At 59.2% G+C, this 26100-nt stretch carries 25 protein-coding genes, 1 tRNA gene and 4 pseudogenes; 14 read left to right on the top strand and 16 right to left on the bottom strand.

All coding sequences use genetic code 11. The annotated features are described in order from the left end of the window. Positions 1-5 precede the first annotated feature (5 nt). From secD to queA, 4 genes are all read right to left on the bottom strand, one after another. Positions 6-1871: a protein translocase subunit SecD gene (gene secD / locus ACRESH_RS18065; protein ID WP_431743258.1), complete on the bottom strand. Its 1866-nt coding sequence runs from the start codon at positions 1869-1871 to the stop codon at positions 6-8. Between the two features lie 63 nt (positions 1872-1934). Then, complete coding sequence (gene yajC / locus ACRESH_RS18060; RefSeq protein ID WP_010223473.1) at positions 1935-2270, bottom strand: preprotein translocase subunit YajC; 336 nt, start codon at positions 2268-2270, stop codon at positions 1935-1937. A 46-nt stretch (positions 2271-2316) separates the two neighbouring features. Then, positions 2317-3432, bottom strand: coding sequence for a tRNA guanosine(34) transglycosylase Tgt (gene tgt, locus ACRESH_RS18055; RefSeq protein ID WP_178082753.1), 1116 nt, complete (start codon positions 3430-3432; stop codon positions 2317-2319). Positions 3433-3446: 14 nt separating this feature from the next. Continuing rightward, positions 3447-4496 carry a tRNA preQ1(34) S-adenosylmethionine ribosyltransferase-isomerase QueA gene (queA, locus tag ACRESH_RS18050; RefSeq protein WP_431743257.1) on the bottom strand — a complete coding sequence of 350 codons (1050 nt, stop codon included), beginning with the start codon at positions 4494-4496 and terminating at the stop codon, positions 3447-3449. A gap of 108 nt (positions 4497-4604) precedes the next feature. Here queA and ACRESH_RS18045 point away from each other — a divergent pair. The 9 genes and pseudogenes from ACRESH_RS18045 to ACRESH_RS18005 all read left to right on the top strand — a co-directional run. Continuing rightward, positions 4605-4689, top strand: a tRNA-Leu gene (locus tag ACRESH_RS18045). A 163-nt stretch (positions 4690-4852) separates the two neighbouring features. Beyond that, a complete protein-coding gene (locus tag ACRESH_RS18040; protein ID WP_431743256.1) occupies positions 4853-5071 on the top strand; it encodes an Arm DNA-binding domain-containing protein in 219 nt (72 codons plus the stop codon). Between the two features lie 233 nt (positions 5072-5304). Next, positions 5305-5616 carry a phage integrase central domain-containing protein gene (locus ACRESH_RS18035; RefSeq protein WP_431743255.1) on the top strand — a complete coding sequence of 104 codons (312 nt, stop codon included), beginning with the start codon at positions 5305-5307 and terminating at the stop codon, positions 5614-5616. Beyond that, positions 5595-5753: pseudogene (locus ACRESH_RS18030) on the top strand (IS3 family transposase); the annotation flags it as partial. The gene ACRESH_RS18035 and the pseudogene ACRESH_RS18030, both read left to right, overlap by 22 nt. Before the next feature lie 1125 nt (positions 5754-6878). Continuing rightward, on the top strand, positions 6879-8714 hold the full coding sequence (locus ACRESH_RS18025) for a polyurethane esterase (protein WP_431743254.1): 1836 nt from the start codon (positions 6879-6881) through the stop codon (positions 8712-8714). A 60-nt stretch (positions 8715-8774) separates the two neighbouring features. Then, a pseudogene (locus ACRESH_RS18020) lies at positions 8775-9061 on the top strand (IS5/IS1182 family transposase); the annotation flags it as partial. Beyond that, positions 9062-9202 (top strand): annotated as a pseudogene (locus ACRESH_RS18015) (ATP-binding protein); the annotation flags it as partial. 714 nt (positions 9203-9916) lie between these two features. Continuing rightward, positions 9917-10753 (top strand): DMT family transporter, encoded by an 837-nt coding sequence (locus ACRESH_RS18010; protein ID WP_431743253.1) that lies wholly within the window; start codon positions 9917-9919, stop codon positions 10751-10753. Continuing rightward, a pseudogene (locus ACRESH_RS18005) lies at positions 10746-11348 on the top strand (TonB-dependent siderophore receptor); the annotation flags it as partial. The gene ACRESH_RS18010 and the pseudogene ACRESH_RS18005, both read left to right, overlap by 8 nt. A gap of 119 nt (positions 11349-11467) precedes the next feature. On the opposite strand, the gene ACRESH_RS18000 reads toward ACRESH_RS18005, so the two are convergent. Genes ACRESH_RS18000 through ACRESH_RS17985 form a run of 4 tightly spaced genes read right to left on the bottom strand, consistent with a single transcriptional unit; the run spans position 11468 to position 15712 of the window. Beyond that, a complete protein-coding gene (locus tag ACRESH_RS18000) occupies positions 11468-12592 on the bottom strand; it encodes an agmatine deiminase family protein (RefSeq protein ID WP_431743252.1) in 1125 nt (374 codons plus the stop codon). A gap of 49 nt (positions 12593-12641) precedes the next feature. Then, positions 12642-13745, bottom strand: coding sequence for an extracellular solute-binding protein (locus ACRESH_RS17995; protein WP_431743251.1), 1104 nt, complete (start codon positions 13743-13745; stop codon positions 12642-12644). Position 13746: 1 nt separating this feature from the next. Next, entirely contained in the window at positions 13747-14655 is a 909-nt protein-coding gene (gene aguB, locus ACRESH_RS17990) for an N-carbamoylputrescine amidase (protein WP_431743250.1), read from the bottom strand. A 4-nt stretch (positions 14656-14659) separates the two neighbouring features. Then, a complete protein-coding gene (locus ACRESH_RS17985) occupies positions 14660-15712 on the bottom strand; it encodes an agmatine deiminase family protein (RefSeq protein ID WP_431743249.1) in 1053 nt (350 codons plus the stop codon). Between the two features lie 132 nt (positions 15713-15844). Between ACRESH_RS17985 and ACRESH_RS17980 the strand changes: the two genes are divergently transcribed. Both ACRESH_RS17980 and ACRESH_RS17975 read left to right on the top strand, forming a co-directional pair. Continuing rightward, on the top strand, positions 15845-16717 hold the full coding sequence (locus tag ACRESH_RS17980) for a LysR family transcriptional regulator (protein ID WP_431743248.1): 873 nt from the start codon (positions 15845-15847) through the stop codon (positions 16715-16717). Between the two features lie 246 nt (positions 16718-16963). Then, complete coding sequence (locus ACRESH_RS17975) at positions 16964-17440, top strand: N-acetyltransferase family protein (RefSeq protein WP_431743247.1); 477 nt, start codon at positions 16964-16966, stop codon at positions 17438-17440. Between the two features lie 8 nt (positions 17441-17448). Here the strand turns inward: ACRESH_RS17975 and phnE are convergent, their stop codons facing one another. Genes phnE through ACRESH_RS17955 form a run of 4 tightly spaced genes read right to left on the bottom strand, consistent with a single transcriptional unit; the run spans position 17449 to position 20679 of the window. Continuing rightward, positions 17449-18216: a phosphonate ABC transporter, permease protein PhnE gene (gene phnE, locus ACRESH_RS17970; RefSeq protein ID WP_431743246.1), complete on the bottom strand. Its 768-nt coding sequence runs from the start codon at positions 18214-18216 to the stop codon at positions 17449-17451. Further along, positions 18213-19040, bottom strand: coding sequence for a PhnE/PtxC family ABC transporter permease (locus ACRESH_RS17965; RefSeq protein ID WP_431743245.1), 828 nt, complete (start codon positions 19038-19040; stop codon positions 18213-18215). The genes phnE and ACRESH_RS17965 overlap by 4 nt, the downstream gene beginning before the upstream one ends. Beyond that, positions 19034-19828 carry a phosphonate ABC transporter ATP-binding protein gene (locus ACRESH_RS17960; RefSeq protein WP_431743244.1) on the bottom strand — a complete coding sequence of 265 codons (795 nt, stop codon included), beginning with the start codon at positions 19826-19828 and terminating at the stop codon, positions 19034-19036. Before ACRESH_RS17960 ends, ACRESH_RS17965 begins: the two co-directional genes overlap by 7 nt. Further along, positions 19825-20679, bottom strand: coding sequence for a putative selenate ABC transporter substrate-binding protein (locus tag ACRESH_RS17955; RefSeq protein WP_431743243.1), 855 nt, complete (start codon positions 20677-20679; stop codon positions 19825-19827). The genes ACRESH_RS17960 and ACRESH_RS17955 overlap by 4 nt, the downstream gene beginning before the upstream one ends. Positions 20680-20802: 123 nt before the next feature. On the opposite strand from ACRESH_RS17955, the gene selD reads away from it, so the two are divergent. Together selD and mnmH are read left to right on the top strand one after the other, a co-directional pair. Beyond that, positions 20803-21837, top strand: a complete 1035-nt coding sequence (gene selD / locus ACRESH_RS17950) for a selenide, water dikinase SelD (protein WP_431743242.1) — start codon at positions 20803-20805, stop codon at positions 21835-21837. Then, positions 21837-22943 (top strand): tRNA 2-selenouridine(34) synthase MnmH, encoded by a 1107-nt coding sequence (gene mnmH / locus ACRESH_RS17945; protein ID WP_431743241.1) that lies wholly within the window; start codon positions 21837-21839, stop codon positions 22941-22943. The genes selD and mnmH overlap by 1 nt, the downstream gene beginning before the upstream one ends. 6 nt (positions 22944-22949) lie before the next feature. On the opposite strand, the gene ACRESH_RS17940 is transcribed toward mnmH, so the two are convergent. Beyond that, positions 22950-23333 (bottom strand): lysozyme inhibitor LprI family protein, encoded by a 384-nt coding sequence (locus tag ACRESH_RS17940; protein ID WP_431743240.1) that lies wholly within the window; start codon positions 23331-23333, stop codon positions 22950-22952. A 65-nt stretch (positions 23334-23398) separates the two neighbouring features. Next, complete coding sequence (locus ACRESH_RS17935) at positions 23399-24301, bottom strand: LysR family transcriptional regulator (RefSeq protein ID WP_431743239.1); 903 nt, start codon at positions 24299-24301, stop codon at positions 23399-23401. Positions 24302-24390: 89 nt separating this feature from the next. Here ACRESH_RS17935 and ACRESH_RS17930 point away from each other — a divergent pair, with 89 nt between their 5' ends. Beyond that, positions 24391-24870 (top strand): DMT family transporter, encoded by a 480-nt coding sequence (locus ACRESH_RS17930; RefSeq protein ID WP_431743238.1) that lies wholly within the window; start codon positions 24391-24393, stop codon positions 24868-24870. Here the strand turns inward: ACRESH_RS17930 and ACRESH_RS17925 are convergent. Together ACRESH_RS17925 and ACRESH_RS17920 are read right to left on the bottom strand one after the other, a co-directional pair. After that, a complete protein-coding gene (locus ACRESH_RS17925) occupies positions 24867-25424 on the bottom strand; it encodes a hypothetical protein (protein ID WP_431743237.1) in 558 nt (185 codons plus the stop codon). The two genes, ACRESH_RS17930 and ACRESH_RS17925, sit on opposite strands and share 4 nt — an antisense overlap. A gap of 107 nt (positions 25425-25531) precedes the next feature. Then, positions 25532-25906 carry a YkgJ family cysteine cluster protein gene (locus ACRESH_RS17920; RefSeq protein WP_431743236.1) on the bottom strand — a complete coding sequence of 125 codons (375 nt, stop codon included), beginning with the start codon at positions 25904-25906 and terminating at the stop codon, positions 25532-25534. Positions 25907-26100: the final 194 nt, after the last annotated feature.

Here is a 26100-nt window from a genome sequence, read left to right as displayed (position 1 = left end):
GCCCCTTAAACCCACAACTTCTTGAGATCACGCCCACCGCAGGTCAGGTTGACCATTGCGCGGGTAACCATGACGGCCGTGAACATCGAGGTGAAAATCCCGAGGGACATGGTAACCGCGAAACCTTTGACCGGACCGGTACCCATGGCGAAGAGAATGCCGCCGACCAGCAAGGTAGTCAGGTTGGCATCGACAATTGCTGTATAGGCACGGTTGAAGCCTTCGTGGATAGCGCGCTGTACCGACATGCCATTGGCCAGTTCCTCGCGGATCCGCGAGAAGATCAGCACGTTGGCGTCGACCGCCATACCCATGGTCAGAACGATACCGGCAATACCCGGCAGGGTCAGGGTTGCACCCAGCAGCGACATCAACGCCAGCAGCATGACCATGTTACCGGCCAGGGCGATGGTGGCGATCAGGCCAAAGAAACGATAGATGGCCATGATGAACAGCGAAACGAACAGCATGCCCCACAGCGATGCATCAATACCCTTGGTGATGTTGTCGGCGCCCAGGCTCGGGCCGATGGTGCGCTCTTCAGCGAAGTACATCGGCGCGGCCAGGCCACCGGCACGCAGCAGCAAGGCCAGTTCCGAGGATTCGCCCTGACCGGTCAGGCCGGTGATGCGGAACTGGCTACCCAGTGGCGACTGGATGGTCGCCAGGCTGATGATCTTCTTCTCTTCGGTGAAGGTCTGGATGGCGACGTCTTTCTCGACACCGCCGACCATCTGCTTTTCATAGCGCGTGGTTGGACGCTGTTCGATGAAAATCACCGCCATGCTACGACCGACGTTACTGCGGGTCGCACGGCTCATCAGTTCGCCACCATGACCATCCAGACGGATGTTCACCTGTGGGCGACCTTGCTCGTCGAAGCTGGCCTGGGCGTCGGTGACCTGGTCACCAGTGATGATCAGGCCACGCTCGACGGCTGCCGAACGGCCGCCTTCGCGGAACTCGAAGGTTTCGGTGGTGGCTTTGGAAGCACCCGGCTCAGCACCCAGACGGAACTCCAGGTTGGCGGTCTTGCCGAGGATACGCTTGGCTTCGGCGGTGTCCTGCACACCCGGCAGCTCGACCACGATGCGGTTGGCACCCTGGCGCTGGACCAGCGGCTCGGCCACGCCCAGCTCGTTGACCCGGTTACGGACCGTGGTCAGGTTCTGCTTGATCGAGTATTCACGGATTTCCGCGACCTTGGCCGGGGTAATCGCCAGACGCAGCACCGACAGGCCATTACGCTCGGTGGTGGTCAGCTCGAAATCATTGAAATTCTTGCGGATCAGGCTGCGGGCCTGTTCGCGGGAGGCATCATCGGAGAAGCCCAGCTGAATGCCACCCTCTTGTTGCGGCAGGCTGCGATAGCGCACGCGCTCTTTGCGCAGCAGGCTTTTGACTTCACCTTCGTAGACTTTCAGGCGGGCTGCCATGGCCTTGTCCATGTCCACTTCGAGCAGGAAGTGCACACCACCGGACAGGTCCAGACCCAGCTTCATCGGGCTTGCGCCCAGGTTGCGCAGCCATTGCGGGGTAGTCGGGGCCAGGTTCAGAGCTACTACATAGTCATCGCCCAGTGCCTTGCGCACTACATCCTTGGCTGGCAGTTGATCTTCCTGCTTGCTCAGGCGCACCAGCGCGCCCTTGCCCTTCTCGCCAAGGCTCGCGGCCTTGACCTGGATACCGGCCTCGACGAGCGCCTTGCTCGCGCGATCCAGATCCGCCTGAGTGACCTGCAGCGCCGTGCTGGCACCGCTGACCTGGACGGCCGGATCATCAGGGTAGAGATTGGGAGCGGAATAAATAAAACCGATCGCCAGTACCGCCAGGATCAGTACGTATTTCCACAGAGGGTATTTGTTCAGCATCACGCCGCCCGTTCAAGACGCGGGGCGCCTTGCGCGCCCCGTCGATTGGAAAAAAACTGAAACTTAGATCGCTTTGAGCGTGCCCTTTGGCAGGGTCGCGGCAACGGCGCCCTTCTGGAACTTCAGCTCAACGTTGTCGGACACTTCCAGCACCACGAAGTCATCGGCAACCTTGACGATCTTGCCGGCGATACCGCCGTTGGTGACAACTTCATCACCTTTTTGCAGGTTGCTCAGCAGGTTCTTCTGCTCTTTGGCGCGTTTGGCCTGTGGACGCCAGATCATCAGGTAGAAGATGACCAGGAAGCCAACCAGGAAAATCCACTCAAAACCGGTTCCGGCAGGACCGGCGGCAGGGGCAGCAGCGTCCGCGTAAGCGGCAGGGATCAAAAAGCTCATTTAGCACTCCAGTTGCAATCAGTACTTGTTAGGAATCGGCAGAACATCAGTCCAAGGGCGGCACAGGCAGCCCGCGCTTGGCGTAAAAGGCATCGACAAAGGCGGCCAATGTACCTTGTTGAATAGCCTCGCGTAAACCAGCCATCAAACGCTGGTAATGGCGCAAGTTATGGATCGTATTCAACATACTGCCCAACATTTCGCCGCACTTATCCAGGTGATGCAGATAAGCACGGGAGAAGTTCTGGCAGGTGTAGCAGTCACAGGTCGGATCCAGTGGCGAATCATCATGGCGATGGAACGCGTTACGGATTTTAAGCACGCCGGTATCGACAAACAGATGACCGTTGCGCGCGTTGCGCGTGGGCATCACGCAATCGAACATGTCGACGCCGCGGCGCACACCCTCAACGAGATCTTCCGGCTTGCCTACCCCCATAAGGTAACGAGGTTTGTCAGCCGGCATCTGGCCTGGCAGGTAATCCAGCACCTTGATCATTTCGTGCTTGGGTTCGCCCACCGACAGGCCGCCAATGGCCAGGCCATCGAAGCCGATCTTGTCCAGGCCTTCGAGCGAGCGCATGCGCAGGTCCTGGTGCATGCCACCCTGGACGATACCGAACAGCGCCGCGGTGTTGTCACCGTGGGCGTTCTTCGAACGCTGGGCCCAGCGCAGCGACAGCTCCATGGAAATACGTGCGACGTCTTCATCGGCTGGGTACGGGGTGCATTCGTCGAAGATCATCACCACGTCGGAGCCCAGGTCACGCTGCACCTGCATCGACTCTTCCGGGCCCATGAACACCTTGGAGCCATCGACCGGCGAGGCGAAGGTCACGCCTTCTTCCTTGATCTTGCGCATGGCACCCAGGCTGAACACCTGGAAGCCACCGGAATCGGTGAGGATCGGGCCCTGCCACTTCATGAAGTCGTGCAGGTCGCCGTGGGCCTTGATCACCTCGGTACCCGGGCGCAGCCACAGGTGGAAGGTGTTACCCAGGATCATCTGCGCACCGATGGCCTCGATGTCCCGCGGCAACATGCCCTTGACCGTGCCATAGGTGCCCACCGGCATGAACGCCGGGGTCTCGACCACACCACGGGGGAACGTCAGGCGGCCACGGCGGGCCTTGCCGTCGGTGGCCAGCAATTCGAAGGACATACGACAGGTGCGACTCATGCTTGATCCTCGGGGCCGCGCGGCGCCGGATTGCGGGTGATGAACATGGCATCACCGTAACTGAAGAAGCGGTACCCGTTCTTGACCGCCGCCGCGTAGGCAGCCATGGTCTCGGGGTAACCGGCGAAGGCCGAAACCAGCATCAGCAGCGTGGATTCAGGCAAATGGAAGTTGGTGACCAGGGCATCGACCACATGAAACGGCCGGCCCGGGAAGATAAAGATGTCGGTGTCGCCGCTAAATGCCTTGAGCACACCGTCCCGGGCAGCACTTTCCAGCGAACGCACGCTGGTGGTACCCACGGCGATCACCCGCCCACCACGGGCACGGCAGGCAGCCACGGCGTCGACCACGTCCTGGCCGACCTCCAGCCACTCTTTATGCATGTGGTGGTCTTCGATGCGCTCGACCCGCACGGGCTGGAAGGTACCAGCGCCGACGTGCAGGGTGACAAAGGCGGTTTCCACGCCCTTGGCAGCGATCTTGGCCATCAGCTCTTCATCGAAATGCAGCCCGGCAGTCGGTGCCGCAACGGCACCCGCACGTTCGGCATACACCGTCTGGTAGCGCTCGCGATCGGCGCCTTCATCCGGACGGTCGATATAAGGCGGCAGGGGCATATGCCCGACGCGGTCGAGCAGTGGCAGCACCTCTTCGGCAAAACGCAACTCGAACAGTGCGTCGTGACGGGCGACCATCTCGGCCTCGCCACCACCGTCGATGAGAATCTGCGCGCCGGGCTTGGGCGACTTGCTTGAGCGCACATGGGCCAGAACCCGATGGCTATCCAGCACCCGCTCAACCAGGATCTCCAGCTTGCCGCCGCTGGCTTTCTGGCCAAACAGACGTGCCGGAATCACCCGGGTATTGTTGAACACCATCAGATCGCCCGGGCGCAGATGCTCGAGCAGATCGGTGAACTGGCGATGAGCCAGCGCCCCGCTCGGCCCGTCCAGGGTCAATAGCCGGCTGCTGTGGCGCTGCGCCAGTGGATGGCGAGCGATCAGGGAATCAGGGAGCTCAAAGGAAAAATCAGCGACGCGCATGATGGTGTTCGGTTCGACAGGGCCGCAAAGTTTAGCCGAAAAGACGAAAATTGACCATGAAACCTGATTGACCAACGGTAGGCACCTCTCTATACTTCGCCGCCACAAGCCCTGATGGCGGAATTGGTAGACGCGGCGGATTCAAAATCCGTTTTCGAAAGGAGTGGGAGTTCGAGTCTCCCTCGGGGCACCAATTGATGTACATAGCCGTCCAACGACGGCTACGCAATACCCCTAGAGCCCGCTAACTGCGGGCTTTTTGGTCTCTGGGGGTCTATCCCCGTCCCTTGCCAGCCACGCTCCTTTTGGTACATTTTCCGCACAGATTCCAGTTCGAGGATTGGAGGTGTACAGATATGCCCCTTACAGCCTTGCAAATCAAAGCCTCCAAGCCGACTGACAAGCAATACACGCAGGGTGATAGTTCGGGTCTTGGCCTTCTGGTTCACCCCAACGGGAGCAAGTACTGGCATTTCCGGTACGCATATCGTGGCCGGTCGATGAAAATGTCCCTTGGTGTCTGGCCGCAGGTGTCGTTACAGGAAGCTCGTGAGAAAGCCGCCGAGTGCCGCTGACTGGTGAAGAACGACATCAACCCTGGCGCGAAGGCACTGGAAGACAAACACCAGAAACGCGAAGCCGGACTCAACACCTTCAAGCGGGCCGCCGAGTACTGGTATCAGTTCAAGGCTGACTCCGGCCGTAGCCGGGCGACGCTGAAGAAAATCCGTGATTACCTCGACAAAGATCTTTACCAGCGCTTGGATCGAAGCCGCTGGAAGAGATCACGCGGGCTGACTGTGCAAAATTGCAGGCCAGCATCGAGAAGCGTGGTGCGTTCAATGTGGCCGCTAAGACGCGCACCTGGCTCAAGCAGATTTTCAGTCAGGCGATTGCACGAGGATTGTATGAGAACAATCCCGCGTCCGAGCTTCACGCTATCGCGCTGGCCCCTCCCCCACCGCAGCACTATCCGCATCTACGCGAGAACGAGCTGCCAGAATTTCTTCAAGCGCTGAGTACGACCACTAGCCGCTTGCCTACGCGGATTGCTGCATGGATGGCGATCTTCACCGCAGCCCGCCTCGGCACGGTCCGCTACCGACAGTGGGTTACATGAGCGCTTCGCTGGCACAGCAGGATATCGGCCGGTTTTTGATGCGGCGCTACAACTGGCAACGACCGCATCAGTTCAACAGCGGGTTGGCGCCCGCCGTGGCTGAGGAAAAACTTAACGCAGTGTCCGGGATTAGTTGACCACTACATCCTGTCGGTTCGTCCAGTACCTAAAAGGCAATAAAGTATTGACTATCAAATACAAATATGAAAAATCCGTAGAAAACCTATTCAAAGATAATTTTGAGCAAGCCGCTCGCGACAAAAAATACATTTACGCATCGGCATCGCTAGACAGTCAAGATAGAGTGGTAGGAGCTGACTACTTATTCACCGATCATACTCAATATGCAATTATAGAGTTTAAGTATAGCGAGGGGATCTTCCGCTCGAAGTAAAAAAGAAGAAAAAACTTCAGCTTGGCGATGCTCTATATCAACAAAAAATATACGCCCCCCCTGCATGACAAATGTCACTTCGCAGCCTGGAGCGACAAATCAAACAAAATAACAACTGAGACTAATATTTACTTTAATGAGATTTCCAACAAAGAGTTTTTGGGGTGATAACTTTAAATATATTGAATTCCCAGACAAGTAAACAAGAAAATAACAAAACGACTTTATTGACTCGCTTATTGTTGGAAAAGAAGTCAGGGGCTTTGCAGATTTTAATCAGCACATAAAATGGCTATTAAATCTTGGAGGCAAAAGCAATGCCAATGGTTATTTGGAGCTACTAATCTCAAATCCGCTCGACAGACGAGCAGCTGGTCTAGAATTCACAAGCGTAGATAACATGCAAAAATGGGTCACAAACAATATAAAAAAGCCATCTCTGACGAAATCTAAAGATAATAGCCGAGGCGGATCTAGTGATTCAGGAGGGAGGTTTAGCTAACACGTTATCTCGGGTGGCTCCCCGAGTGGCACGCCTGAACCAAGCGTTAGGCAAGGCCACTAGCAATGGTGTTAAGGTTTGAGCTGGCAGTTTTTCTAGTGCTGTTTTGCCTGCGCCTGACACCCGTTGTGGCTAGGCTAGGTATTCGCTGCACAAGCAACTGGCATGCCCCTGCAACGGCATCATTAGTGGATGCTGGGAGGCTACAGTTTGTTGTCAATCTCTACTGAGAAGAGCGCACGCCAGAGTTTTCATGCCCATAGCGGGGCTCTCAGCAGGCAGTAACATAATGTCAAACACTGGCCGATGGCTGTGGGCAATGAGAGCGTATTTACCAGATAACCACCACAAAAGCGGGGCAACACCATGGGTGTCTACGACTACAAAAACCTCGGAACTGAAAGCTCCAAAGCATTGTTTGCCGATGCCATGGCAATTGCTATGTATTCCTACCACAATCTCGATAACGGCTTTGCTGCGGGTTATCAGCACTATGGTCTAGGCCTTGGCTTGCCGGCGACCGTGATCCAGACACTATTCGGCAGTACCAGCTCTCAGGGTTTGATTCCAGGAATTCCCTGGAATCCCGACTCGGAAAAGGCCGCCTTGATCGCGGTGCAAAAGGCCGGCTGGACACCTATCAGTGCCAGTGCTCTGGACTATGGCGGCAAGGTCGATGCGCGGGGCACTTTCTTTGGCGAAAAGCCGGGGTACACCACTGCCCAGATGGAGGTGCTAGGTAAGTACGACGCGGCCGGTAAACTCCTGGAAATCGGAATTGCCTTCCGGGGTACTTCAGGCCCGCGGGAAATCCTGATCAGCGACACCATTGGCGACTTTATCAATGATGCGCTGGCGGCCTTGAACTATGCAAAAAACTATTCGGGAGAAGCCTTTGGCACGTTACTCGGCAAGATCGCTGATTTCGCCAAAGCCCAAGGTCTGACGGGCCATAACATGGTGGTCAGTGGTCACAGCCTCGGTGGCCTGGCAGCTAACAGCATGGCAGATTTGAGCAACGATAGTTGGTCGGGGTTCTATAAGGATGCGAATTACGTGACCTTCGCTTCACCGACCCAAAGCCTTGGCGACAAGGTGCTGAACATCGGTTATGAAAATGACCCTGTGTTCCGCGCCATTGATGGCGTATCTATCTTGCCAACCTTAGGGCTACACGACAAACCCCATGAGGCCACTACCGACAACATCGTCAATTTCAATGACCACTATGCATCGATCTTAGGCAAGATGCTGCCGTTTTCCGTATTCAGTTTGCCGGCCTCAGTGGCACACCTACCCAGCGCCTACGGCGATGGCATGACACGTATTCTTGAGTCCAAGTTCTACGATCTGACCACCCGGGACTCTACGATTATCGTCGCCAACCTGTCGGATCCGAGCCGGGACAATACCTGGGTGCAGGACCTCAACCTCAACGCCGAGCCGCACAAGGGAAGCACCTTCATCATCGGCAGCGATGGAAACGACCTGATCCAGGGAGGCCGTGGCAATGATTATTTAGAAGGACGAGACGGCAACGACACCTTCCGCGACAGCGGCGGCTATAACATCATCCTCGGCGGCTCGGGCTACAACACCCTGGACTTACAGCAGTCGCTGAAAAACGTCGACGTCGCCAACGATGGCGCCGGCACCCTTTATATCCGCGACGGTTACGGCGGCATCACTATAACTCGCGACATTGGCGCGCTGGTGAGCGAGGAAAGCTACCTGTTTTTCTTCAACAAGGACGTTACCCATAGCGTCACCGACAAAGGCCTGCTGACGGGCAAGGACCTCACGGCCTATGCGTCATCGGTCAAGGGCGATACAGGCGACAATGTGCTCAAGGCCCATGCCGGCGGTGACTGGCTGTTTGGCCTGGACGGCAATGATCACCTAATCGGCGGCAAGGGCAACGATGTGTTCGTGGGCGGTGCCGGCAATGATCTGATGGAGTCGGGCGGAGGGGAAAACTCCTTCCTGTTCAGTGGGCACTTTGGTCAGGACCAGATCATCGGTTACCAGTCTACCGACAAGCTAGTGTTCATGGGCGTGGATGGGGTAGGCGAGCAGTACGATTACCATGCTCATGCAAAGGAGGTGGGCGATGATACGGTGCTCACCTTTGGCAGTGACTCGGTGACGTTGGTGGGAGTGGGGCTTAACAGCCTGTCAGCGGATGGGATTGTCATTACCTGATCAGACAGGAGATCGTTCCTGCGTCTGTGGGAACGATCATTCGTTTAGCCATACTCGACCAGGGATCGGAGGCGTGGGATGTTCGATCAGATGCTCAAGAGGTTGCACATCAGACTCAACGACCAAGGCTTGATCGACCTGCAAACCTGGATGATCGATTCAACAGCGGTTCGAGCAACCCGGGCCTCATCAGGTGCCGGTAAAAAAGGGGGCCTGATGACCCTGCCGATCACGCTCTAGGTCGCAGCCGTGACGGCCTGACAACCAAGATCCATATGCTCTGCGACGCCAACGGCACACCGTTGCGCTTCCTTCTTTCTGACGGTCAAGCCAGTGGTATCAGCTACGACTGGGGCCTGGCACCGTTTACCGCCGAACAACGGCGCGACATGCTGGAGCTGCTGGACGACCGCTACGGCCAGCACTCGACGCTGGCAACCAGCCAGATGCCGGTGGATAAATGGCACGAACTGATCGGCGAGGCTACTCATCGTTTCTGCTTCGGAGAGTCCTTATTCCGAAGAGAAACAGTAAGACGAGCCCCCTCGGAATCCTCGCAATGAGATGCCGGGCCATACAGGCGTTGTATCTGCTGGTCTTGGAACCAATCGCGGAGACCATCGCCGATCCGAACGCTCATGGGTTCAGGCCGGAGCGCTCAACTGCTGATGCCGCAGCACAATGCTTTGGTATGCTTCAACAACATGGACAGCTGTACGATAAAGCGTAATCATATGTGAGTGATATCGCATTTCCCTGTGCGACGCTCTTGAACATTGGCGGATTGCGATGGTGCTGTGGCCATGTAGGGCAAGGCCTATGGCTTACACTCAGGTAAACGATTTACCAAGAGGCAGGACGATGGAACTTAGCTTTTTTGCCACCCTCCCACTCCCTCACTCCGCATGGCCAAACCGCCTCGTGCACAATGCGGAGGATCATCCCGTGCAATACAAGGGGTTCTCTATCTCGCCATACAAGCTCGCATTCATACTCCCCGCTGCTTTTGGGCGAGGTATCAGGCACGTCCCGAGATAAGTTTTTCCAGCGATTGACACGTCCATTTAAAAAGATCAATTCGCGCCAGTACGGGCAGACCTGTGCGCTCGACTGCTGGCTGACGAATAGATTCCTAATGAGCAACGCGCCACAAATAACTATCGAGCAGACAAAACGATGAGTTTTAGCCACGACCTTCGTTTGTGAGCACAAAAATCGTGATGAGCGCAATGCCGCCCTTATGGACGGCTTCCGCACGTTTTTTTGTCGCAGCGGTTTCTTTATTACCCTTTGTTTTTCTACTCATGTGTCGGCAGAAGTTAAATCTGAAGCAAATCCCCTGGCTTAGAACCCTTGTTCTGGGTTCTTTCCAGACGGCGGGGGTAATGGCTTTTCTGAATATCGGTCTGACCTCGACTTCACCTTCTACGGCCGCCACTTTGATGGCGAGCAATCCTTTATTGGTTGTGGTGCTGGCCTGGTTGTTTCTTGGAGAACGCTCTTCGCCAGTGGCTCTCGGTGGCTTGCTACTGGCATTCATCGGCGTTGTCATTTGCATTGGCATCAGCCCAACAGGTTCAATGAGTGTGGGGTATGGCGAAGGCTTGGTGATACTGGCCTCAATTTGCTGGGCATGCTCAACCGTTCTTAACAAGAAATTTAACCTTGCGCTTTCCCCTTGGCTGGTAACGTTTTGGCAGATGTTGCTGGGCTCGATGATATTGGCCGTGATCGCAGTGCTTAGCCCACAACAATTAGCCCTCCCTACCACAGCGTATCACTGGGGCATGTTCTTATGGCTTGCCATCCCGGCATCGACCGGTGCCATGGGTCTCTGGTTCGCCGCACTGAAAATCGGTGGATCCGTACAAACCAGTGGTTTTCTGTTTCTCTGTCCACTTTTCGCCGCCTTGATTTCTTTTGGCTTAACCGGTCAGGTTCCCACCCGGCATGAGATAGCGGGTGGCGTACTCATAGGACTGGGGCTGTATGTGATGTCCCGCTGGCGTTACACCAGCGGGCAGTCTGTGGAACTATGAGTTGGGCCTGAAAGCGGACTTCTTCGAGGGTCGCCTGAACAGCAGCCTGGCCTACTTCGAAGTGCATGAAGACAACCGCTCCACGCCCGATGACGACTACAACAACCTGAAACCCACGCCGCCCAACTACGCCTTCAAAGGCACCCAGGCTGTGACCAAAGGCTATGAGCTGGAGATTTCCGGAGAGCTCAGCCCAGGCTGGCAAGTACAGGCCGGCTACACCCACAAGATCGTGCGCGATGACAACGACGTCAAAATCTCAACCTTCGAACCTGAAGACCAGGTCAGCCTGTATACCAGCTACAAACTCCACGGCAGCCTGGAAAACCTGAGCGTCGGCGGCGGGGTACGCTGGCAGAGCGTGGGCTGGCAATCGATCTACAACGCACCCTTGGGGCATTATGAAGACATCTCCCAGGAGTCTTACTGGCTGGTGGATCTGATGAGCCGATATCAGTTCAGCGAGCACCTCTCGGCAACGCTGAACATCAACAACCTCTTCGACAAGTCCTACTACACCAACGTCGGTTTCTATAACTCTGCAGCCTACGGTGAACCACGCAACTTCATGTTGAGTACACGCTGGGACTTTTGAGTTCGCACTTATCATCTTTATCGTCGCAGCGCTCGGGGTCATGCTGCCGACACGCCAGCACAGGCAGCCGGCGCGGGTCGGTTCCACGGTTCAGTGAGCCCTGCGCTCCAAGCGCAGGTTCAGACCTGAGGCAACTGGTGGGTCACGCAGTGAATGCCACCCCCTCCCGCTGCGATGGCATCGATGTTCAGCTGTACCACCTCACGATCCGGGTAAAGCTCAGTCAACAAATCAAAGGCTTTGGTATCGGCCGCCTTGTCGCCAAACTGCGGGGCAATCACCGCACCATTGATGACGAAGTAGTTGATGTAACCGGCAGCAAAGTCCGGGTTGTTCTTGCTGAACCGGCTGTTGCGCGGCTTCAACGGTGGCGACACCGTATGCACCTTGAGCTTGCGGCCATCGGCGTCTGTCGCGCTCTTGAGTATCTCCAGGTGAGCCAGTGTCACCTTGTGGTCGTAGGAGTCGGGGTCAGTGTCGAGGTTGGCGATGACCACGCCAGGTTTAACAAAACGCGCATAGAAATCGACGTGGGCATCAGTGATGTCCTTGTTCTTGATGCCGGGCAACCAGATGATCTTGCGCAGCCCCAGGCGCGCCTTCAGCTCTTCTTCAACTTCAGCCTTGCTCCAGTCGGGGTTGCGGTTGGCATTGATCCAACAGCTTTCCGTGATGATCCCGGTGCCGTGTCCATCCACTTCGATGCCGCCGCCCTCGCCCACCAGTTCGCTGCGCAGGTAGGTCGCCTTGGCATTTTTTGCCACCAACCTCGCCACACGGGCATCATTGGCGTGCTGTTGCTTATTGCCCCAACCGTTGAAGTTGAAATCGACCGCACCCAGGTCACCCGCTTCGGTGATGACGAAGTTGGCACCGATATCACGCATCCAGATGTCATCGAGCTCGGTCGTGACAAAGGTGGTGTTGTCGCTGCCACACAGCTCTTCAGCCAGGTCCCGCTCGCTGTCACGGCACAGCACGATAACGGGCTGGTAGCGGGCAATGGTGCGGGCGATCAACCCGATAGCCTCCTGCACGTCAGCGGTGAAGTCTTCCCAGATGGCTTCTTGCGCAGCAAAGGCCACGAAGGCGCATTTATGTTTTTCACTTTCATCAGGCATGAACCATTCATCACTGCCAGCAGCCAGCACCCGAGGAGCACTCAGGCCAAAGCCCATGGACGCGACCAAACCTAAGCCTGCGGTCGCTGAAACCTGTTTTATAAAATCACGACGCGTTGGCATCTGTTTGTCTCTCTATCAATTCGCTTTACAGTCATCAAGTACCGTGCAATCAATTGCCCGGCGCTGTCTTGAATTTGGTCCACACCCGCATCCGCGCGCGCATGTCGGACTGCGGGATATCCTTGCCGGTAACCAGGCGCTCGAAGACGACATCTGCCGGGTAAATGTCCGGGTTGTTACGCATCTGCGGGTCGACATCCGGGCGCGCCTTGGCGTTCGAGGTCGGGTAACCGGTGAAGTTGCTGATGGCCGCCATGTTCTGCGGGCGCATGACAAAGTTGATAAAGGTATAGGCGTACTCCGGGTGTTTGGCATCTACCGGAATCGCCATGTTGTCCATCCACACCGTGGTGCCTTCACGCGGGATGCGGTACTGGAAGCTGACCTTCTTGCCAGCCGAATCAGCCGTGCGCTGGGCCTGGGTCATGTCGCCACTGTAACCGAGTGACAGGCACAGGTTGCCGTTGACCAGGTCGGTCACCGGTTGCGACTGGAACTTGCGGATGTACGGCCTGATTTTGAGCAACAGTTCGCTGGCGGCGGCCAGGTCTTCGCGCTTGGCGCTGCGCGGTTCGCGGCCCAGGTAGTTGAGGACCACGGCCAGCACTTCGTCCGGTGAGTCAATTATCGAGATCCCGCAATCAGCAAACTTGGCGGCGAGTTCTGGCTTGAACAGCAGGTCCAGGCTGTCGACTGGCGCATCCGCCATACGCTGGCGGACCTGCTCGTCGTTGTAGGTCAGACCGATGGTGCCCCAGGTGTACGGCACCGTGGCCTTGCTGGCGTGAGGGTAATGGGTGCGCAGCTTCTGCAAGCCTGGCTCGACATCAGCCAGCGCCTCAAGCTTCGAAGGGTCCAGCGCCTGCAGGCTGCCGGCACGCATCAGCCGTTCGGCCACGGTGTCCCCCGGAAAGATCAAGTCATAACCACTACCGCCGGTCATCAGCTTGGCCTCCAGCACTTCACTGCCATCCATGACATCGTAGATCACCTTGATCCCGGTTTCGGCGGTAAACCTGGACAGGGTGTCCTCGGCAAAGTAATCGGCCCAGTTGTACAGGCGCAGGGTCTTTTCCTGCGCGTGCGCCGTGGTCAAGGTGGCCCCCAGCACAATGCCGAGGGTTAGCAGCAAACGCTTTTGGCTGATGTTCATGTCAAACCCCTTGAGTCTTCCAGCATACATTGACTTGACGGCCATCGAGACCCAGAAGCGCGGCGTACATCTCCGGGCGGCGATCACGGTAAATTCCCCAGGTCAGACGCTCCTCACGCATCGCCGCCAGGTCCAGCTGCTGCAGCAGAACACCAGGCGTTTCGCGGTCAGCTTCGACCAGCATCTTGCCTTTGTGATTGCAGATGAAGGACGAGCCGTAGAAGGTCATTTGCAGCTCGGGATCGGTGGTCGCCGCCTCGAGACCAACGCGATTGGCTGCCACCACCGGCAGGATGTTGGCTGCCGCGTGGCCGCGCATCGCCATCTGCCAGTGATCACGCGAATCAAGCTCGGCAGCGCCCGGCTCAGAGCCGATTGCGGTCGGAAACAGCAACACCTCGGCTCCCATCAGCGCCAGGCAGCGCGCAGTCTCAGGGAACCATTGGTCCCAGCAGATACCCAGCCCGAGGCGCCCGAAGGCTGTGTCCCAGACGCGAAAGCCGGTATCGCCAGGGCTGAAATACTCCTTCTCCTGATAACCGATAGCGTTGGGGATGTGGGTCTTGCGATACACCCCCAACAGACGGCCATCGGCATCGGCCACACTCAGCGAGTTGAAGTAGGCGTTTCCAGCCTTCTCGAACCAGCTCAACGGCAGCACCACACCCAACTCCCCAGCCAAAGCGGCAAAGCGCTTGAGCACCTGGCTGTGTTGATACTCCTCGGCCAGGGCCAAGTGTTTGTGATGCTGCTCAATGCAAAAGTACGGCGTGGCAAACAACTCCTGCAGCAGAATTACCTCGGCGCCCTGGGCAGCCGCTTCGCGCACCAGTTGCTCGGCCTGATCAAGGTTGTGCTGCAAATCCCAGGTGCAAGGCATCTGCGTGGTGGCAACGGTCAGCATACTCATGGCATCACCCCTTCACTGGCCAGGCCGGTTGCTGTTGGGTGATGCAATGCACGCCACCACCGCCATGTGCCAGATGATTGATCTGCACCGGTACCACTTCGCGCCCGGGGAATGCCTTGGCCAGCACCTCGGCCGCGACCTGGTCGGCTTCAATGCCATAGGCCGGCATGATGATGGCGCCATTGGCGATGTAGAAGTTGGTGTAAGAGGCACAGAACACTTCGGCATCGACATCCACCGCCTCGCTGGCTTCATACAGTTCGATCATTTCAAAGCGACGGCCCTGGGCATCGGTGGCCAGCTCCAGCGCCCGGCGATTTTCCCGCGCGACCTGGGCATACACCGAACTCTGGTCACGGGTTGCATCGACCAGCAATACGCCGGGACGGGCAAAGGCGCAGACGCCATCGACGTGGCCATCGGTCATGTCACCCGTGACATAGTCCGGATCACCCGGCAGCCAGATGGTCTTTTTCACGCCCAGGAAACGCGTGAAGATCGCTTCCATCTCTGCCTTGGTCATTCCCGGATTACGGTTGGGGTTGAGCAACACCGACTCGGTGGTGATCAGCGTGCCCTCGCCATCAACGTGGATGGCGCCGCCTTCGTTACTCAAGGCCGTACCAAAGCAGTCCAGGCCGAGCTGGTTGAGCACGCGCCGGGCCAGGCTTTCGTCGAGGTCATGCGCCGACTTGCCGCCCCAGGCGTTGAAACGCCAACTGACACCGGCCAGCCCTTGCTGCGGGTGGCAGATAAAGCTCGGACCGGAGTCGCGGCACCAGCTGTCATTGACCGCCAGTTCGATCAGCTCGATGTTCGCACCGCACAAAGCGCTGGCGCTGGCCCGGGCAGAAGGATCGACGACCATCTTGACCGGTTCGAAGCGGGCAATGGCATTGGCAACACGGGCAAAGTCCACCTGAACCTGCGCCAGGGTCACGCCCCAGCCGGACTCCCACAACTGCTGATTATGGGGCCAGACCATCCAGGTCGCTGCATGGTTCACCCACTCTGCGGGCATGAACCAACCACTGTTCAGATCGCCATTGCACTGCATGCTTCTCACCTTTCAGTTAAGTGATATTAATTACTGAAAACCGCTGCTGCGGTAAGAAACTCAATGCTATGGCTTCATAATTGCGCTAACAAACGATAGATTTAGCTGACAACTGATTAGTAGAACTTATCAATGCTCAAGCACTGGCCACCCTTGAACGCGCTGCGCGGCTTTGAAGCCGCCGCCCGCCTCGGTAGCTTCCACAAGGCTGCCGAAGAGCTACACCTGACCCAATCTGCGATCAGCCAGCAGATACGCAGCCTGGAAACGTTCCTGGAACAACCGCTGTTCTATCGCAGTGGCCGTAGCGTCAGCCTGACCGACGCCGGCTATGACCTGCAAAGCACCACCCAGGCGATGCTGCAGCAGCTGTCCGTAGGCATCCGGCGCCTGGAACAGTACCGCAAACCCAATCAGCTGGTGGTCAACACCACCCCGGCATTCGCCCGTCACTGGTTGCTGCCGCGCCTGGGGGATTTCCATCGCCAGCATCCCGAAGTTGATCTGTGGTTGTTCACCAGCTTTGATCCGCCGGACATGGCCACGCAAACCATCGACCTGAGCCTGCGCGATGACCTCAGTGCCCAGGCAGAATGCAGTCACCTGACCCTGTTTCGCGATCGTCTTTATCCGGCCTGCCATCCTGATTTGCTCAAGGTGCCCGCAGAACAGCGCACCACCTTACATGGCGAACGGGAAATGGACTGGAGTCATTGGGTGGTTGAGGGGGGTGAGCATGTAGGCCAGCGCAGCAACGGCCTGAACTTTTCCGACCCTGGCCTGCTGCTCGACGCGGCCTGCGCTGGCCATGGCATCGCGCTGGTCAGCCAGCTGCTTGCAACACAGGCGCGCACGCAGGGGCTATTGCAGCCGCTGTGTGCGCAAACGGTGCGTGGCCCTGACTGGAGTTGTCTGATACATCGGGACAGTGAGAAGAGCCCGTTGACGCGTAGTTTTAGTACTTGGTTGCAGGCCAGTCTGGCAGTTGATGGGGTCGAATGTTGACGGCGCCGCTTCGCGCTCGATCGCTGGCAATGCCAGCTCCTACAGGGTCGGATGTACGCCATTCATTGTAGGAGCCGGCGTTGCCGGCGATAGGTCGGCCCCCTCAGCTCAAGGATTACTCAAGACGGCCAAGGCGATTGTCGATGATGTGAGCCTGTAGGCGTCATCGCATCAACGCGCCTGCCAGTCAGCAACCATTCAGGCAGTGTAGGATTCCTCTCTCTGCCCCCTTGAGCGAGCCACCTTATGCAGTTGACCCATCGCCCCGTCCAGGCCCAGGACATCGCCATCATCTGCGGTTTCCCCCAGGGCCCCGACGAGCTGTTCTACATGTTCCCCAAGGCCCAGTTCCCGCTGACACCGGCGCAACTGAGCGACGCCATCGCTCAGCGTGCTGGTTCGACGGTGGTCGAGGGCGACGGCACGGTGCTGGCTTTTGCCAACTTCTACAAGGCCGAGCAAGGCGGTGTCTGTGCCCTCGGCAATGTGGTGGTGGCCCCCGCCGCCCGTGGCCATGGTGTGGCGCGGTATCTGGTGCAAAGCATGATTGAGCTGGCCCGCCGCCAGTTCGATGCCCGCGAAGTCTGGGTGTCCTGCTTCAACCGCAATACCGCTGGGTTGTTGCTGTATCCACAGCTGGGTTTTGTGCCCTTCGCTATCGAGGAGCGCCAAGGGCCGGGCAACACGCGGGTTGCGCTGGTGCAGATGAAGCAAGCACTGTAGTACATCCGCTAGGCCCGCACAAAACGTTGCCTGAGCAAGTCACTTAAGGCATCCACCAGCAGCACCAGCACCAGCATGGCGATGATCACCGTGCTGGCCTGGGCTTCCTGGAACAGGCTCAAGGTGGTGTAGAGCATCTGCCCCAGGCCACCCGCGCCGACAAAGCCGAGCACGCTGGCCATGCGGATGTTGTTTTCCCAGCGGTACAGGCTGTAAGCCAGCAATTGCGGCCAGAGGTTGGGCAAGGTGCCGAAGCAGAATGCAGTGACCTGGCTGCCACCCTGCAGGCGAATGGCCGCGGCCGGTTCCGGCGGGGCATTTTCCAGGGCTTCGGCAAACAGGCGGCCAAGCACACCCGAGGTGTGCAAGGCCAACGCCAGGGTACCGGCATTCGGACCCAGGCCCGCCGCCAGCACCGTCAGCGCCGCCCAGACCAACTCCGGTATCGCCCGCAGGGCATTGAGCAGTAAACGCGCAACACCTTGCAACGGCCAACCGAAACGCCCTGCTGCCGGCAAGGCCAACAACAGCCCGAGGATGACCGCGAGCAGCGTGCCCAGGCCGGACATGGCCAGGGTTTCCAGCGCGCCTTTGCCCACTGCGCGTAAATGTTCGGGGCTCAGGTCAGGGCTGAGGAAGCGCGCCGCATAGGCGCCCATCTGCCCCAGCCCGCCATTGCCGAGCAGCGCCTGCAAGTCGAGACTCAAATAAGCAAACGAAGCCACCACCGCTGCCAACAGGGTCATAATCAGCGAAGCGTTGATCAGCCGCCTCATGCCAGCCTCCCGCGCAACAAACGGCTGAGCTGATCTGCCAGCCACACCAGCACCAGGAAGGCCAGCAGCATGCTCGCCACTTCGGCGCCCGCGAACATACGCATCGATAAGTCGATCTGCTGCCCCAGCCCACCTGCGCCGACAAAGCCCATCACCACCGAAGCACGAATCGCGCATTCCCAACGATAGACGGTATAGGACACAAGCTCCGCCGCCGCATCCGGCAGAATGCCGTAGAAGAAGGCGCTCAGACGGCTACTGCCGGCCTGCAACAACGCGTGGGCCGGACGCTGGTTCACCGATTCGAAGATCTCCGCGTAGACCTTGCCGAGCATGCCACTGTAGGTGATGGCGATGGCCAGCACACCGGCAGTCGGGCCCAGGCCTACGGCGCGGACGAAAAGCAGCGCCCAGACGATTTCCGGCACGCTGCGCAGAAAGATCAGTAACCCGCGCACCGGCAGGCGCACGGTGCGCGACCAGAACCCCAGGCGACCGCCGCGTGAGGCCGCGCCGAGGGACAGCGCCCGGCTGGCCAACAGGCTGGCCGGAATCGCCAGGAGCAACGCCAGGCTCATGCCTGCCGTGGCCACCGCCAGCGTTTGCAGCGTGGCTTGCCATAACAGGGCAAGAAAATCAGGGGCATGTGCCGGTGGCCAGAAGGCACTGACGAAATTGCCCATCTCACGGCGATTGTCAGCCTGCAACAGAACACCGGGATCAAGCTCGCTCAAGTGGATGCCGGGCCACAGCAAGGCTATCGCCAGCAGGGTCAGCAGCAGCCTGGGCAGCGCTGCCGGATCGCGCTTATCGGCCGTCAGCATCGCGGAATCTGCAGGTTTAGCATCGGCAGCGGCACTTGTGGCGAGCCCAAGTGTTCGTTGGCATAGAGCGCATCAAGCATGTCGCTGGAAACCTCAGTCGCCGGGCGGTCGAACGCCACCCGCCCTTCGCGGATACCGATCACCCGGGGGAAATGCGCCAGCGCCAGCTCCACCGCATGCAAGCTGGCGACCAGGGTGATGCCGCGTTCGCTGGCATGTTGATTGAGAATCTTCAGACTATGTTCGGCCAGCACCGGGTCCATGGCCGAGACCGGCTCATCGGCGAGCAGAATCTCCGGCTGCTGGTACAAGGCCCGGGCGATACCGACTCGCTGCAATTGCCCACCGGACAGTTGCCCACACTGGGCAAAGACCTTGTCGGCCATGCCCAGCCCGGACAACACGGCACGTACGCCCGGTATATCCGAGGGGTGCAACAGGTTGAGCAGTCCGCGCAGGGTGCTCCATTGCCCCAGGCCCCCGGCCAGCACCGCGGTCACCACCCGCTGCCGGGGTGGCAGCGGCGGTGCCTGATGGATCAGACCGATCCGCGCACGCAGGCGCTGGCGCGCACGCGCTGACAGCCGCCACGGTGCTTCACCGAGTAATTCGATACTACCGGTGGTGGGCGCCATGGCGCTGGCGATCAGTTGCAGCAGGCTGGACTTGCCGGCGCCCGAAGGACCGATGATCGCCACCCGCTCGCCAACCTCAACCTGCAGGTCAATCGCGTGCAATGCCTGAACCTGAGCATGACGCAGACTCGTGCCGTTAAGCTGGATCGTCACTTGAGCAACTCAGCAGCGCGAGCAGCCTCCTCGATACCCTTGTAGTTGTCCGGGCTGGTTTCGATGAAGCGGCTGGCCGCCTGCAGATCGAGGATCGCCTTGTCGGCTGGTTTGGCCGGATCAAGGGCCAGGAAGGCCTGTTTGATTTTCTCTTTCAAGGCCGGGTCGAGGCTGCCGCGCACGGTCCAGTTGTAGTCGTAGTAGCTCGGAGTAGTGGCGAATACCTTGACCTTGCTGATGTCGACCTTGCCCGAGGCCACCAGCTTTTCCCAGACACTGGCGTTGAGCACACCCGCATCGACCTTGCCGGCCTGGACCCAGGCAGCGGTGGCGTCATGGGCACCGGAATAGGCGACGCGGCTGAAGTAGTTTTCAGGTTTGATGTTGTCGTCCTTGAGCATGAAGTAACGCGGCATCAGGCTACCGGAGGTGGACGAAATCGAGCCGAAGGCAAAGGTCTTGCCCTTAAGGTCGGCCAGGCTCTTGACCTCGGGGTTGGCGGTGATGAACTTGCTGGTGAACCTGGCGTCCTGCTCGCGCTGCACCAGTGGCGTCACGGTCGGGCTCTTCAGGTGCACTTGAACGAAGGTAAAGCCGCCCAGCCAGGCCATGTCCAGGCGGTCGGTGGCCAGCGCCTCGACCACTGCCGGGTAGTCGGACACCGGTACGAACTCGACCTTCATACCCAGCTTCTGCTCCAGGTATTCGCCAAGCGGCTTGAACTTGCGCAGCAGTTCGGTCGGTGCCTCGTCAGGGATGGCACTGACCCGCAGGGTATCGGCCGCTTGGGCCAGGTAAGACGAGCAAGACAGCACGAGGCCGGCGAACAGCGCCAAGGGACGTTTGAGCATGAGGGATTCTCCGGTTCAATAGCGGGGAAACAGCCAACATCAGGCTGGCTCCGGAATTATAAGAGGCATCAGCGCAAAGACCAGCTTTGCTACAATCGAGCCTCACGATTTTTCGAGGTGCGTATGAGCGAGCCGATTCGTCTGACCCAGTACAGCCACGGCGCCGGTTGCGGCTGCAAGATCTCTCCGAAGATGCTCGAGGTGATTCTCGCCGAAAGTGGCACCCAGGCACTGGACCCGAAACTCTGGGTCGGCAATGCCTCGCGCGATGACGCGGCAGTCTACGCCCTCGATGACGAGCGCGGCGTGGTTTCGACTACCGACTTCTTCATGCCGATTGTCGATGACCCTTACGACTTCGGCCGCATCGCCGCCACCAACGCCATCAGCGATATCTATGCCATGGGCGGCGACCCGCTGATGGCCATCGCCATTCTCGGCTGGCCGATCAATGTACTGGCCCCGGAAGTGGCCCGCGAAGTGATTCGCGGCGGTCGCGCTGTATGCGCCGAGGCCGGTATTCCTCTGGCCGGCGGTCACTCCATCGATGCCCCCGAGCCTATCTTCGGCCTGGCGGTGACCGGTGTCGTGCAAAAGCGCCACATGAAGCGCAACGACACTGCCACCCAGGGCTGCCGCCTGTACCTGACCAAGCCACTGGGCATCGGCATCCTCACCACTGCGGAGAAAAAATCCAAACTGCGCGGCCAGGACAAAGGACTGGCCCGCGACTGGATGTGCACCCTCAACACCCCCGGCAGCCGTTTCGGCAAGCTGGCGGGCGTCAAGGCGATGACCGACGTTACCGGCTTCGGCCTGCTCGGCCACCTGGTGGAACTGGCTGACGGTAGCAGCTTGAGTGCGCGCCTGAACTACAACGCCGTGCCGCGCCTGCCGAGCGTCGAGCACTACCTGGCCGAAGGCTGTGTGCCTGGCGGTACCCTGCGCAACTTCGACAGCTACGGCGAGAAGATCGCCCCGCTGAGCGACGAGCAGAAGCACCTGCTGTGCGACCCGCAAACCAGTGGCGGTCTGCTGATAGCCGTAGCACCTGAAGGTGAAGCGGAGTTTCTCGCTGTCGCCGCCGAGCTAGGCCTGAACCTGGCGCCGATCGGCGAGCTGGTCGAGCGACAGCGCCATGCGGTTGAGGTGCTGTAATGCGTGACAACAGCACCGACTACCGCCAGCTGTTCTTGAACGATACACCGATGATGGACATGCGCGCTCCGGTCGAATTTGCCAAGGGCGCCTTCCCCGGTGTGATCAACCTGCCGCTGATGAATGACCTGGAGCGCCAGAAGGTCGGTACCTGCTACAAGCAGCAGGGCCAACAGGCCGCCATTGCCCTCGGCCATCAACTGGTCAGCGGCCGGACCAAGGATGAGCGTATTACTGCCTGGGCCGCCTTCGCCCAGGCCAATCCCGAGGGTTATCTCTACTGTTTTCGCGGCGGCCTGCGCTCGCAGATCGTCCAGCAGTGGCTCAAGGATGAAGCCGGCATCCACTACCCCAAGGTAATCGGTGGCTACAAAGCCATGCGTAACTTCCTGTTTGAAACCACCCAGCAAGCGGTTGCCGAATGCGACTTTGTGCTGATCGGCGGCCTTACCGGCACAGGTAAAACCGAAGTGCTGCAGATGCTGGATAACGCGGTAGACCTGGAAGGTCACGCCAACCATCGTGGCTCCAGTTTCGGCAAACGTGCCACAGGCCAGCCTGCACAAATCGACTTCGAAAACCGCCTGGCCATCGACCTGCTGAAAAAGCGCGCTCGGGGTATCGAGCAGTTGGTACTGGAAGACGAAGGCCGTATCGTCGGCAGTTGCTCGCTACCGCTGGAGCTGTACCAGGGCATGCAGCATTACCCGCTGGTGTGGCTGGAAGACAGTTTCGACAACCGTGTCGAACGCATCCTCGGCGACTATGTGATCAACCTGTGTGCCGAGTTCGTTGCCCTGCACGGTGGCGAACCAGGTTTCAAGCTGTTCGCAGAGCGCCTGCAGCAGAGCATGGGCAACATTCTCAAGCGCCTGGGCGGTGAGCGCTACCAACGCCTGTCAGCCTTGTTGCAACAAGCCCTGGAGGAGCAGCAGCGCAGTGGCGCGGTCGACCTGCACCGCGCCTGGATCAGCGGCCTGCTCAGCGAATACTACGACCCGATGTATGCCTTCCATCGCGACAGCAAAGCCGAGCGCATCGAGTTTTCCGGCAATCGGGTCGAAGTGCGCGAATACCTGCGGGCACGCGCGGCCCGGCATCGATAACCCGGCTTATGCGGGCTCGATCAGCTTGAGCAGTTCATCTGCACGAGCCTTGGTCATGTCCAGCACACAGCCCGCACCATTGAGCTGATCGATGGTGCCGCCGGTGAGGCTGTAGTAGAGCTTGCAGTTGGCATCGCGGTATTTGATCCACAAACGTTGGGCATCGAGCAATTTGGTTTGCTGAGCCGGCTCAAGCGCAGCCTTGGCCTGCTTGTAAGCGCTGTTGAGGCGGGCGTCCTGACGCCCGATCTCGGCGCCGTTGCAGTTGTTCATGTCCAGGGTGGACTGGGCGCTTTGCATGCACTGGCTGTAGGCCGGCGAATCGTTTTCGGCAACGGCGAAGGGGGCAATGGCGGTCAGCAATGCGATGGTAAGCAGAGGATGTCTCATGAGTGGAACTCCTTGTAAAGGTGGCTGAGCATGCAGGGCGAAAGTCTCTCGCACAATAACCCCTCCTACCGGCCACACACTTGGGCCACTCGCTCGCGCAACCAGCGATGCCCCGCTTCGCCCTCCCGACGCGAGTGCCAGGCCTGCTGAAAACCGAATGCCTTGATCGCCAGCGGTGGCTCAAAACGGCGTAGACGCGGATCAAGCCTGCCGATGTCGAGGCTGCGCCGGGCAACAGTGAGGACCAGGTCGGTTCCGGCAATCACCTCCTGTGCCGCTGCCCAGTGCGGTAATGTCAGGGCGACGCGGCGACGGGCGCCAATGGCGCTGAGGGCCAGGTCGATCTCGTTGTCGATGCCGGGCCGTACCGCCACCAGCACATGCGGGCGCGCCAGCCAATCGGCCAGACCGAGCCCACCGCGAGGCGGCAAGCCGCTACGATCAGCAATACAGATAAAGCGCTCTTCGAACAGCGTTTCAACGCGCAATTCGGCGGCCAGTTCCGGAAACACCCCAAGCGCCAGGTCGGCCTCGCCATCGAACAAATGCCCCAGCATCGCCTCCCGGCTGCCCTGGATGACAACCAGATCAATCTCCGGCGCTTCATCACGCAACACCCGCATCAGCCCCGGTAATACCACCCGCGCACCATAATCCGACATGGCCAGGCGAAAACTGCGGCGCGCCTTGCGCGGATCGAAGCCGGGCTGGGCAAGCAAGCCGTCGAGCTGCTCCAGGGCCTGCTGCAGCGGCTCGATCAGGGCTAGGGCGCGGGCCGTGGCCTGCAGGCGTCCACCCCGGCGCACCAGCAACGGATCGGCAAACAGTTCACGCAGCTGCGCCAGGGCATGACTGACCGCTGGCTGGCTGCGGTGCAGGCGCATGGCGGCGCGTGATACATGCTGCTCGACCAGCAAGGCATGCAGGGTCAGCAACAGGTTCAGATCAATACGGCGCAGATCATCCATAAGACGAATAACTCCTGTGCAGCATTCGAATTTCCATTAACAAAATGGATAGCCAAGACTTTAGCAAGCCATCTTCAAGGAGTCTTGCCATGAGTCTGTCTTTCGCCCCCGCCGCCCTGCTGCCGCTGGTCATCGCCTTGCTGGCGGGTGCGGCGGTGCCCTTTCAGGCCGGCAGCAATGCCGCCCTGGGGCGTTTGCTCGGCCATCCGCTGTGGGCAACATTGGTGTCCCTGGGGGTGAGTGTGCTGATGGTGATTCCGGCCCTACTGGTGTTGCGCGCGCCGCTGCCGCAGGTCGGCGCCCTCGCCCAAGCGCCCTGGTGGGCCTGGCTGGGCGGCGTGGCCGGAGTCGCCTACATCACCGCGGCGCTGATGCTCACCCCGCGCCTGGGCGCTGCCGGCTTCATCGTCTGTGTGATTGCCGGTCAGGTGTTGTCATCCTTGCTGATCGATCAGTGGGGACTGATGGGCCTGGCGCAGCGGCCAGTGAACGGCCTGCGCCTGGCCGGGGTTGGCCTGATCGTGCTCGGCATGCTGGTGGTGCAATGGGGAACTTCGACGACGCGCTAGATGGTGTCAGGATCAATGGGCTGGATAGTCGGCTGCGGCTCCAGGGCGCGATTCAATTCAAACCTGAGGCTGGGCGCTTGAAGGGCAAAATGGATCACCAAACCCAGTATCACAATCAGTGCGCCGTCCAACCAGTGCCAGCCTGGAATCGGCACGCCCTGACGTGTCTGGCGACACCACCAGGCTTGCCCCAGGCAAAAGCCGGAGATCGCCAGCAACCAGAGATAAAACCCTGGCGCGAAGTGGGTAAGGTTGACGAAGTTGTAGCTGCGGTTGTCGGGCATTCGGTCGATCCCGACACTGCTCAATGCCAGGCCCAGGGCGCCCAATCCCAGCGCCAGCGATACCCAGCGCCAACGACGGTGCAACACAATCGCCAACCCCAACAAGGGATTGGCGAACCAGCCAAACATGCCGAACACCAGGCCCCAAGGACCATACAGCAACGCTTGCAACGCGTGCAGGCGCCCGTCCCCGGTCATGTACATGGCGTTGAAACACAGGCTCGCCAAAAACAGCAGCAGGGTGATTGAGACGTAGCGGTTAGCGATCATCAATGATCACAGCGATATGCGTGAGGGTGCGGCACGGGTAGAACGCCTGTCCTGTCCGAAGAGCCGCACAGTCTACCTCAAGGTTGCCAGACCTGGCATCACCGTCATCAGGCGACTTCAGCCCCTTCATCTGGCCAGATCGGCTCGTTGGCTTCCAGTGGTGGCAAGCCATAGGCCGCACGAGCGGCATCGCAACTCGGGTTGGGCTGACCATCGACCCAGGCCGCCTCGAATTCGCGGCAAGGGCTGGAGCGCTGTTCGTAAATGCTGCAGCTGACGCCTTTGCCGATCTCACCCTCAAGGCTGATGCAACGGCAGGGTTTGCTGTCGGTGCCGATCATCGCCACCCGGGTAGGGTTGATCTGTACCACCAGGTCGTCGGGCACCAAGCCTCCCGCCGATGTGCACTCACCCCAGAAAAATGACACACGGAAATACCCGCAGCAGGCGCCGCAGTTCAAACAAGGATTATGTTCGGACATGATGAGGAAACGGGGGGCAAGTTTATCGTTATTGGGAGAAAACCCGCCGCCATTCTATGCTTCGCCAAGGCTTTGGGAAGGGGGGAGATGTAGAAATATATTGCGTCTGACGGGCGGTTGGATGCGCCCTGGTGGAAATGATCGCGGGGCAAGCCCGCCCCCACAGAAATGGCACTGTGGGAGCGGGCTTGCCC

The sequence above is a fragment of the Pseudomonas sp. genome (assembly GCF_050739775.1).
Taxonomy (GTDB): domain Bacteria; phylum Pseudomonadota; class Gammaproteobacteria; order Pseudomonadales; family Pseudomonadaceae; genus Aquipseudomonas.
Note: the sequence above shows the minus strand (reverse complement) of the source record. Positions and strands in the feature narration are given on the sequence as shown.

Bases quoted from the DNA above. Each gene is read 5' to 3' on its own strand.
- tgt (WP_178082753.1), bottom strand. From the start codon at position 3,432: ATGTCCTTCGAATTGCTGGCCACCGACGGCAAGGCCCGCCGTGGCCGC.
- ACRESH_RS18040 (WP_431743256.1), top strand. From the start codon at position 4,853: ATGCCCCTTACAGCCTTGCAAATCAAAGCCTCCAAGCCGACTGACAAG.
- phnE (WP_431743246.1), bottom strand. From the start codon at position 18,216: ATGAGGCGGCTGATCAACGCTTCGCTGATTATGACCCTGTTGGCAGCG.
- ACRESH_RS17920 (WP_431743236.1), bottom strand. From the start codon at position 25,906: ATGTCCGAACATAATCCTTGTTTGAACTGCGGCGCCTGCTGCGGGTAT.
- ACRESH_RS17935 (WP_431743239.1), bottom strand. From the start codon at position 24,301: ATGGATGATCTGCGCCGTATTGATCTGAACCTGTTGCTGACCCTGCAT.
- ACRESH_RS17985 (WP_431743249.1), bottom strand. From the start codon at position 15,712: ATGCAGTGCAATGGCGATCTGAACAGTGGTTGGTTCATGCCCGCAGAG.
- ACRESH_RS18000 (WP_431743252.1), bottom strand. From the start codon at position 12,592: ATGCCAACGCGTCGTGATTTTATAAAACAGGTTTCAGCGACCGCAGGC.
- yajC (WP_010223473.1), bottom strand. From the start codon at position 2,270: ATGAGCTTTTTGATCCCTGCCGCTTACGCGGACGCTGCTGCCCCTGCC.
- ACRESH_RS17930 (WP_431743238.1), top strand. From the start codon at position 24,391: ATGAGTCTGTCTTTCGCCCCCGCCGCCCTGCTGCCGCTGGTCATCGCC.
- selD (WP_431743242.1), top strand. From the start codon at position 20,803: ATGAGCGAGCCGATTCGTCTGACCCAGTACAGCCACGGCGCCGGTTGC.
- secD (WP_431743258.1), bottom strand. From the start codon at position 1,871: ATGCTGAACAAATACCCTCTGTGGAAATACGTACTGATCCTGGCGGTA.
- ACRESH_RS17995 (WP_431743251.1), bottom strand. From the start codon at position 13,745: ATGAACATCAGCCAAAAGCGTTTGCTGCTAACCCTCGGCATTGTGCTG.
- ACRESH_RS17965 (WP_431743245.1), bottom strand. From the start codon at position 19,040: ATGCTGACGGCCGATAAGCGCGATCCGGCAGCGCTGCCCAGGCTGCTG.
- ACRESH_RS17940 (WP_431743240.1), bottom strand. From the start codon at position 23,333: ATGAGACATCCTCTGCTTACCATCGCATTGCTGACCGCCATTGCCCCC.
- ACRESH_RS18025 (WP_431743254.1), top strand. From the start codon at position 6,879: ATGGGTGTCTACGACTACAAAAACCTCGGAACTGAAAGCTCCAAAGCA.
- ACRESH_RS17925 (WP_431743237.1), bottom strand. From the start codon at position 25,424: ATGATCGCTAACCGCTACGTCTCAATCACCCTGCTGCTGTTTTTGGCG.
- ACRESH_RS17975 (WP_431743247.1), top strand. From the start codon at position 16,964: ATGCAGTTGACCCATCGCCCCGTCCAGGCCCAGGACATCGCCATCATC.
- mnmH (WP_431743241.1), top strand. From the start codon at position 21,837: ATGCGTGACAACAGCACCGACTACCGCCAGCTGTTCTTGAACGATACA.
- ACRESH_RS17980 (WP_431743248.1), top strand. From the start codon at position 15,845: ATGCTCAAGCACTGGCCACCCTTGAACGCGCTGCGCGGCTTTGAAGCC.
- aguB (WP_431743250.1), bottom strand. From the start codon at position 14,655: ATGAGTATGCTGACCGTTGCCACCACGCAGATGCCTTGCACCTGGGAT.
- queA (WP_431743257.1), bottom strand. From the start codon at position 4,496: ATGCGCGTCGCTGATTTTTCCTTTGAGCTCCCTGATTCCCTGATCGCT.
- ACRESH_RS17955 (WP_431743243.1), bottom strand. From the start codon at position 20,679: ATGCTCAAACGTCCCTTGGCGCTGTTCGCCGGCCTCGTGCTGTCTTGC.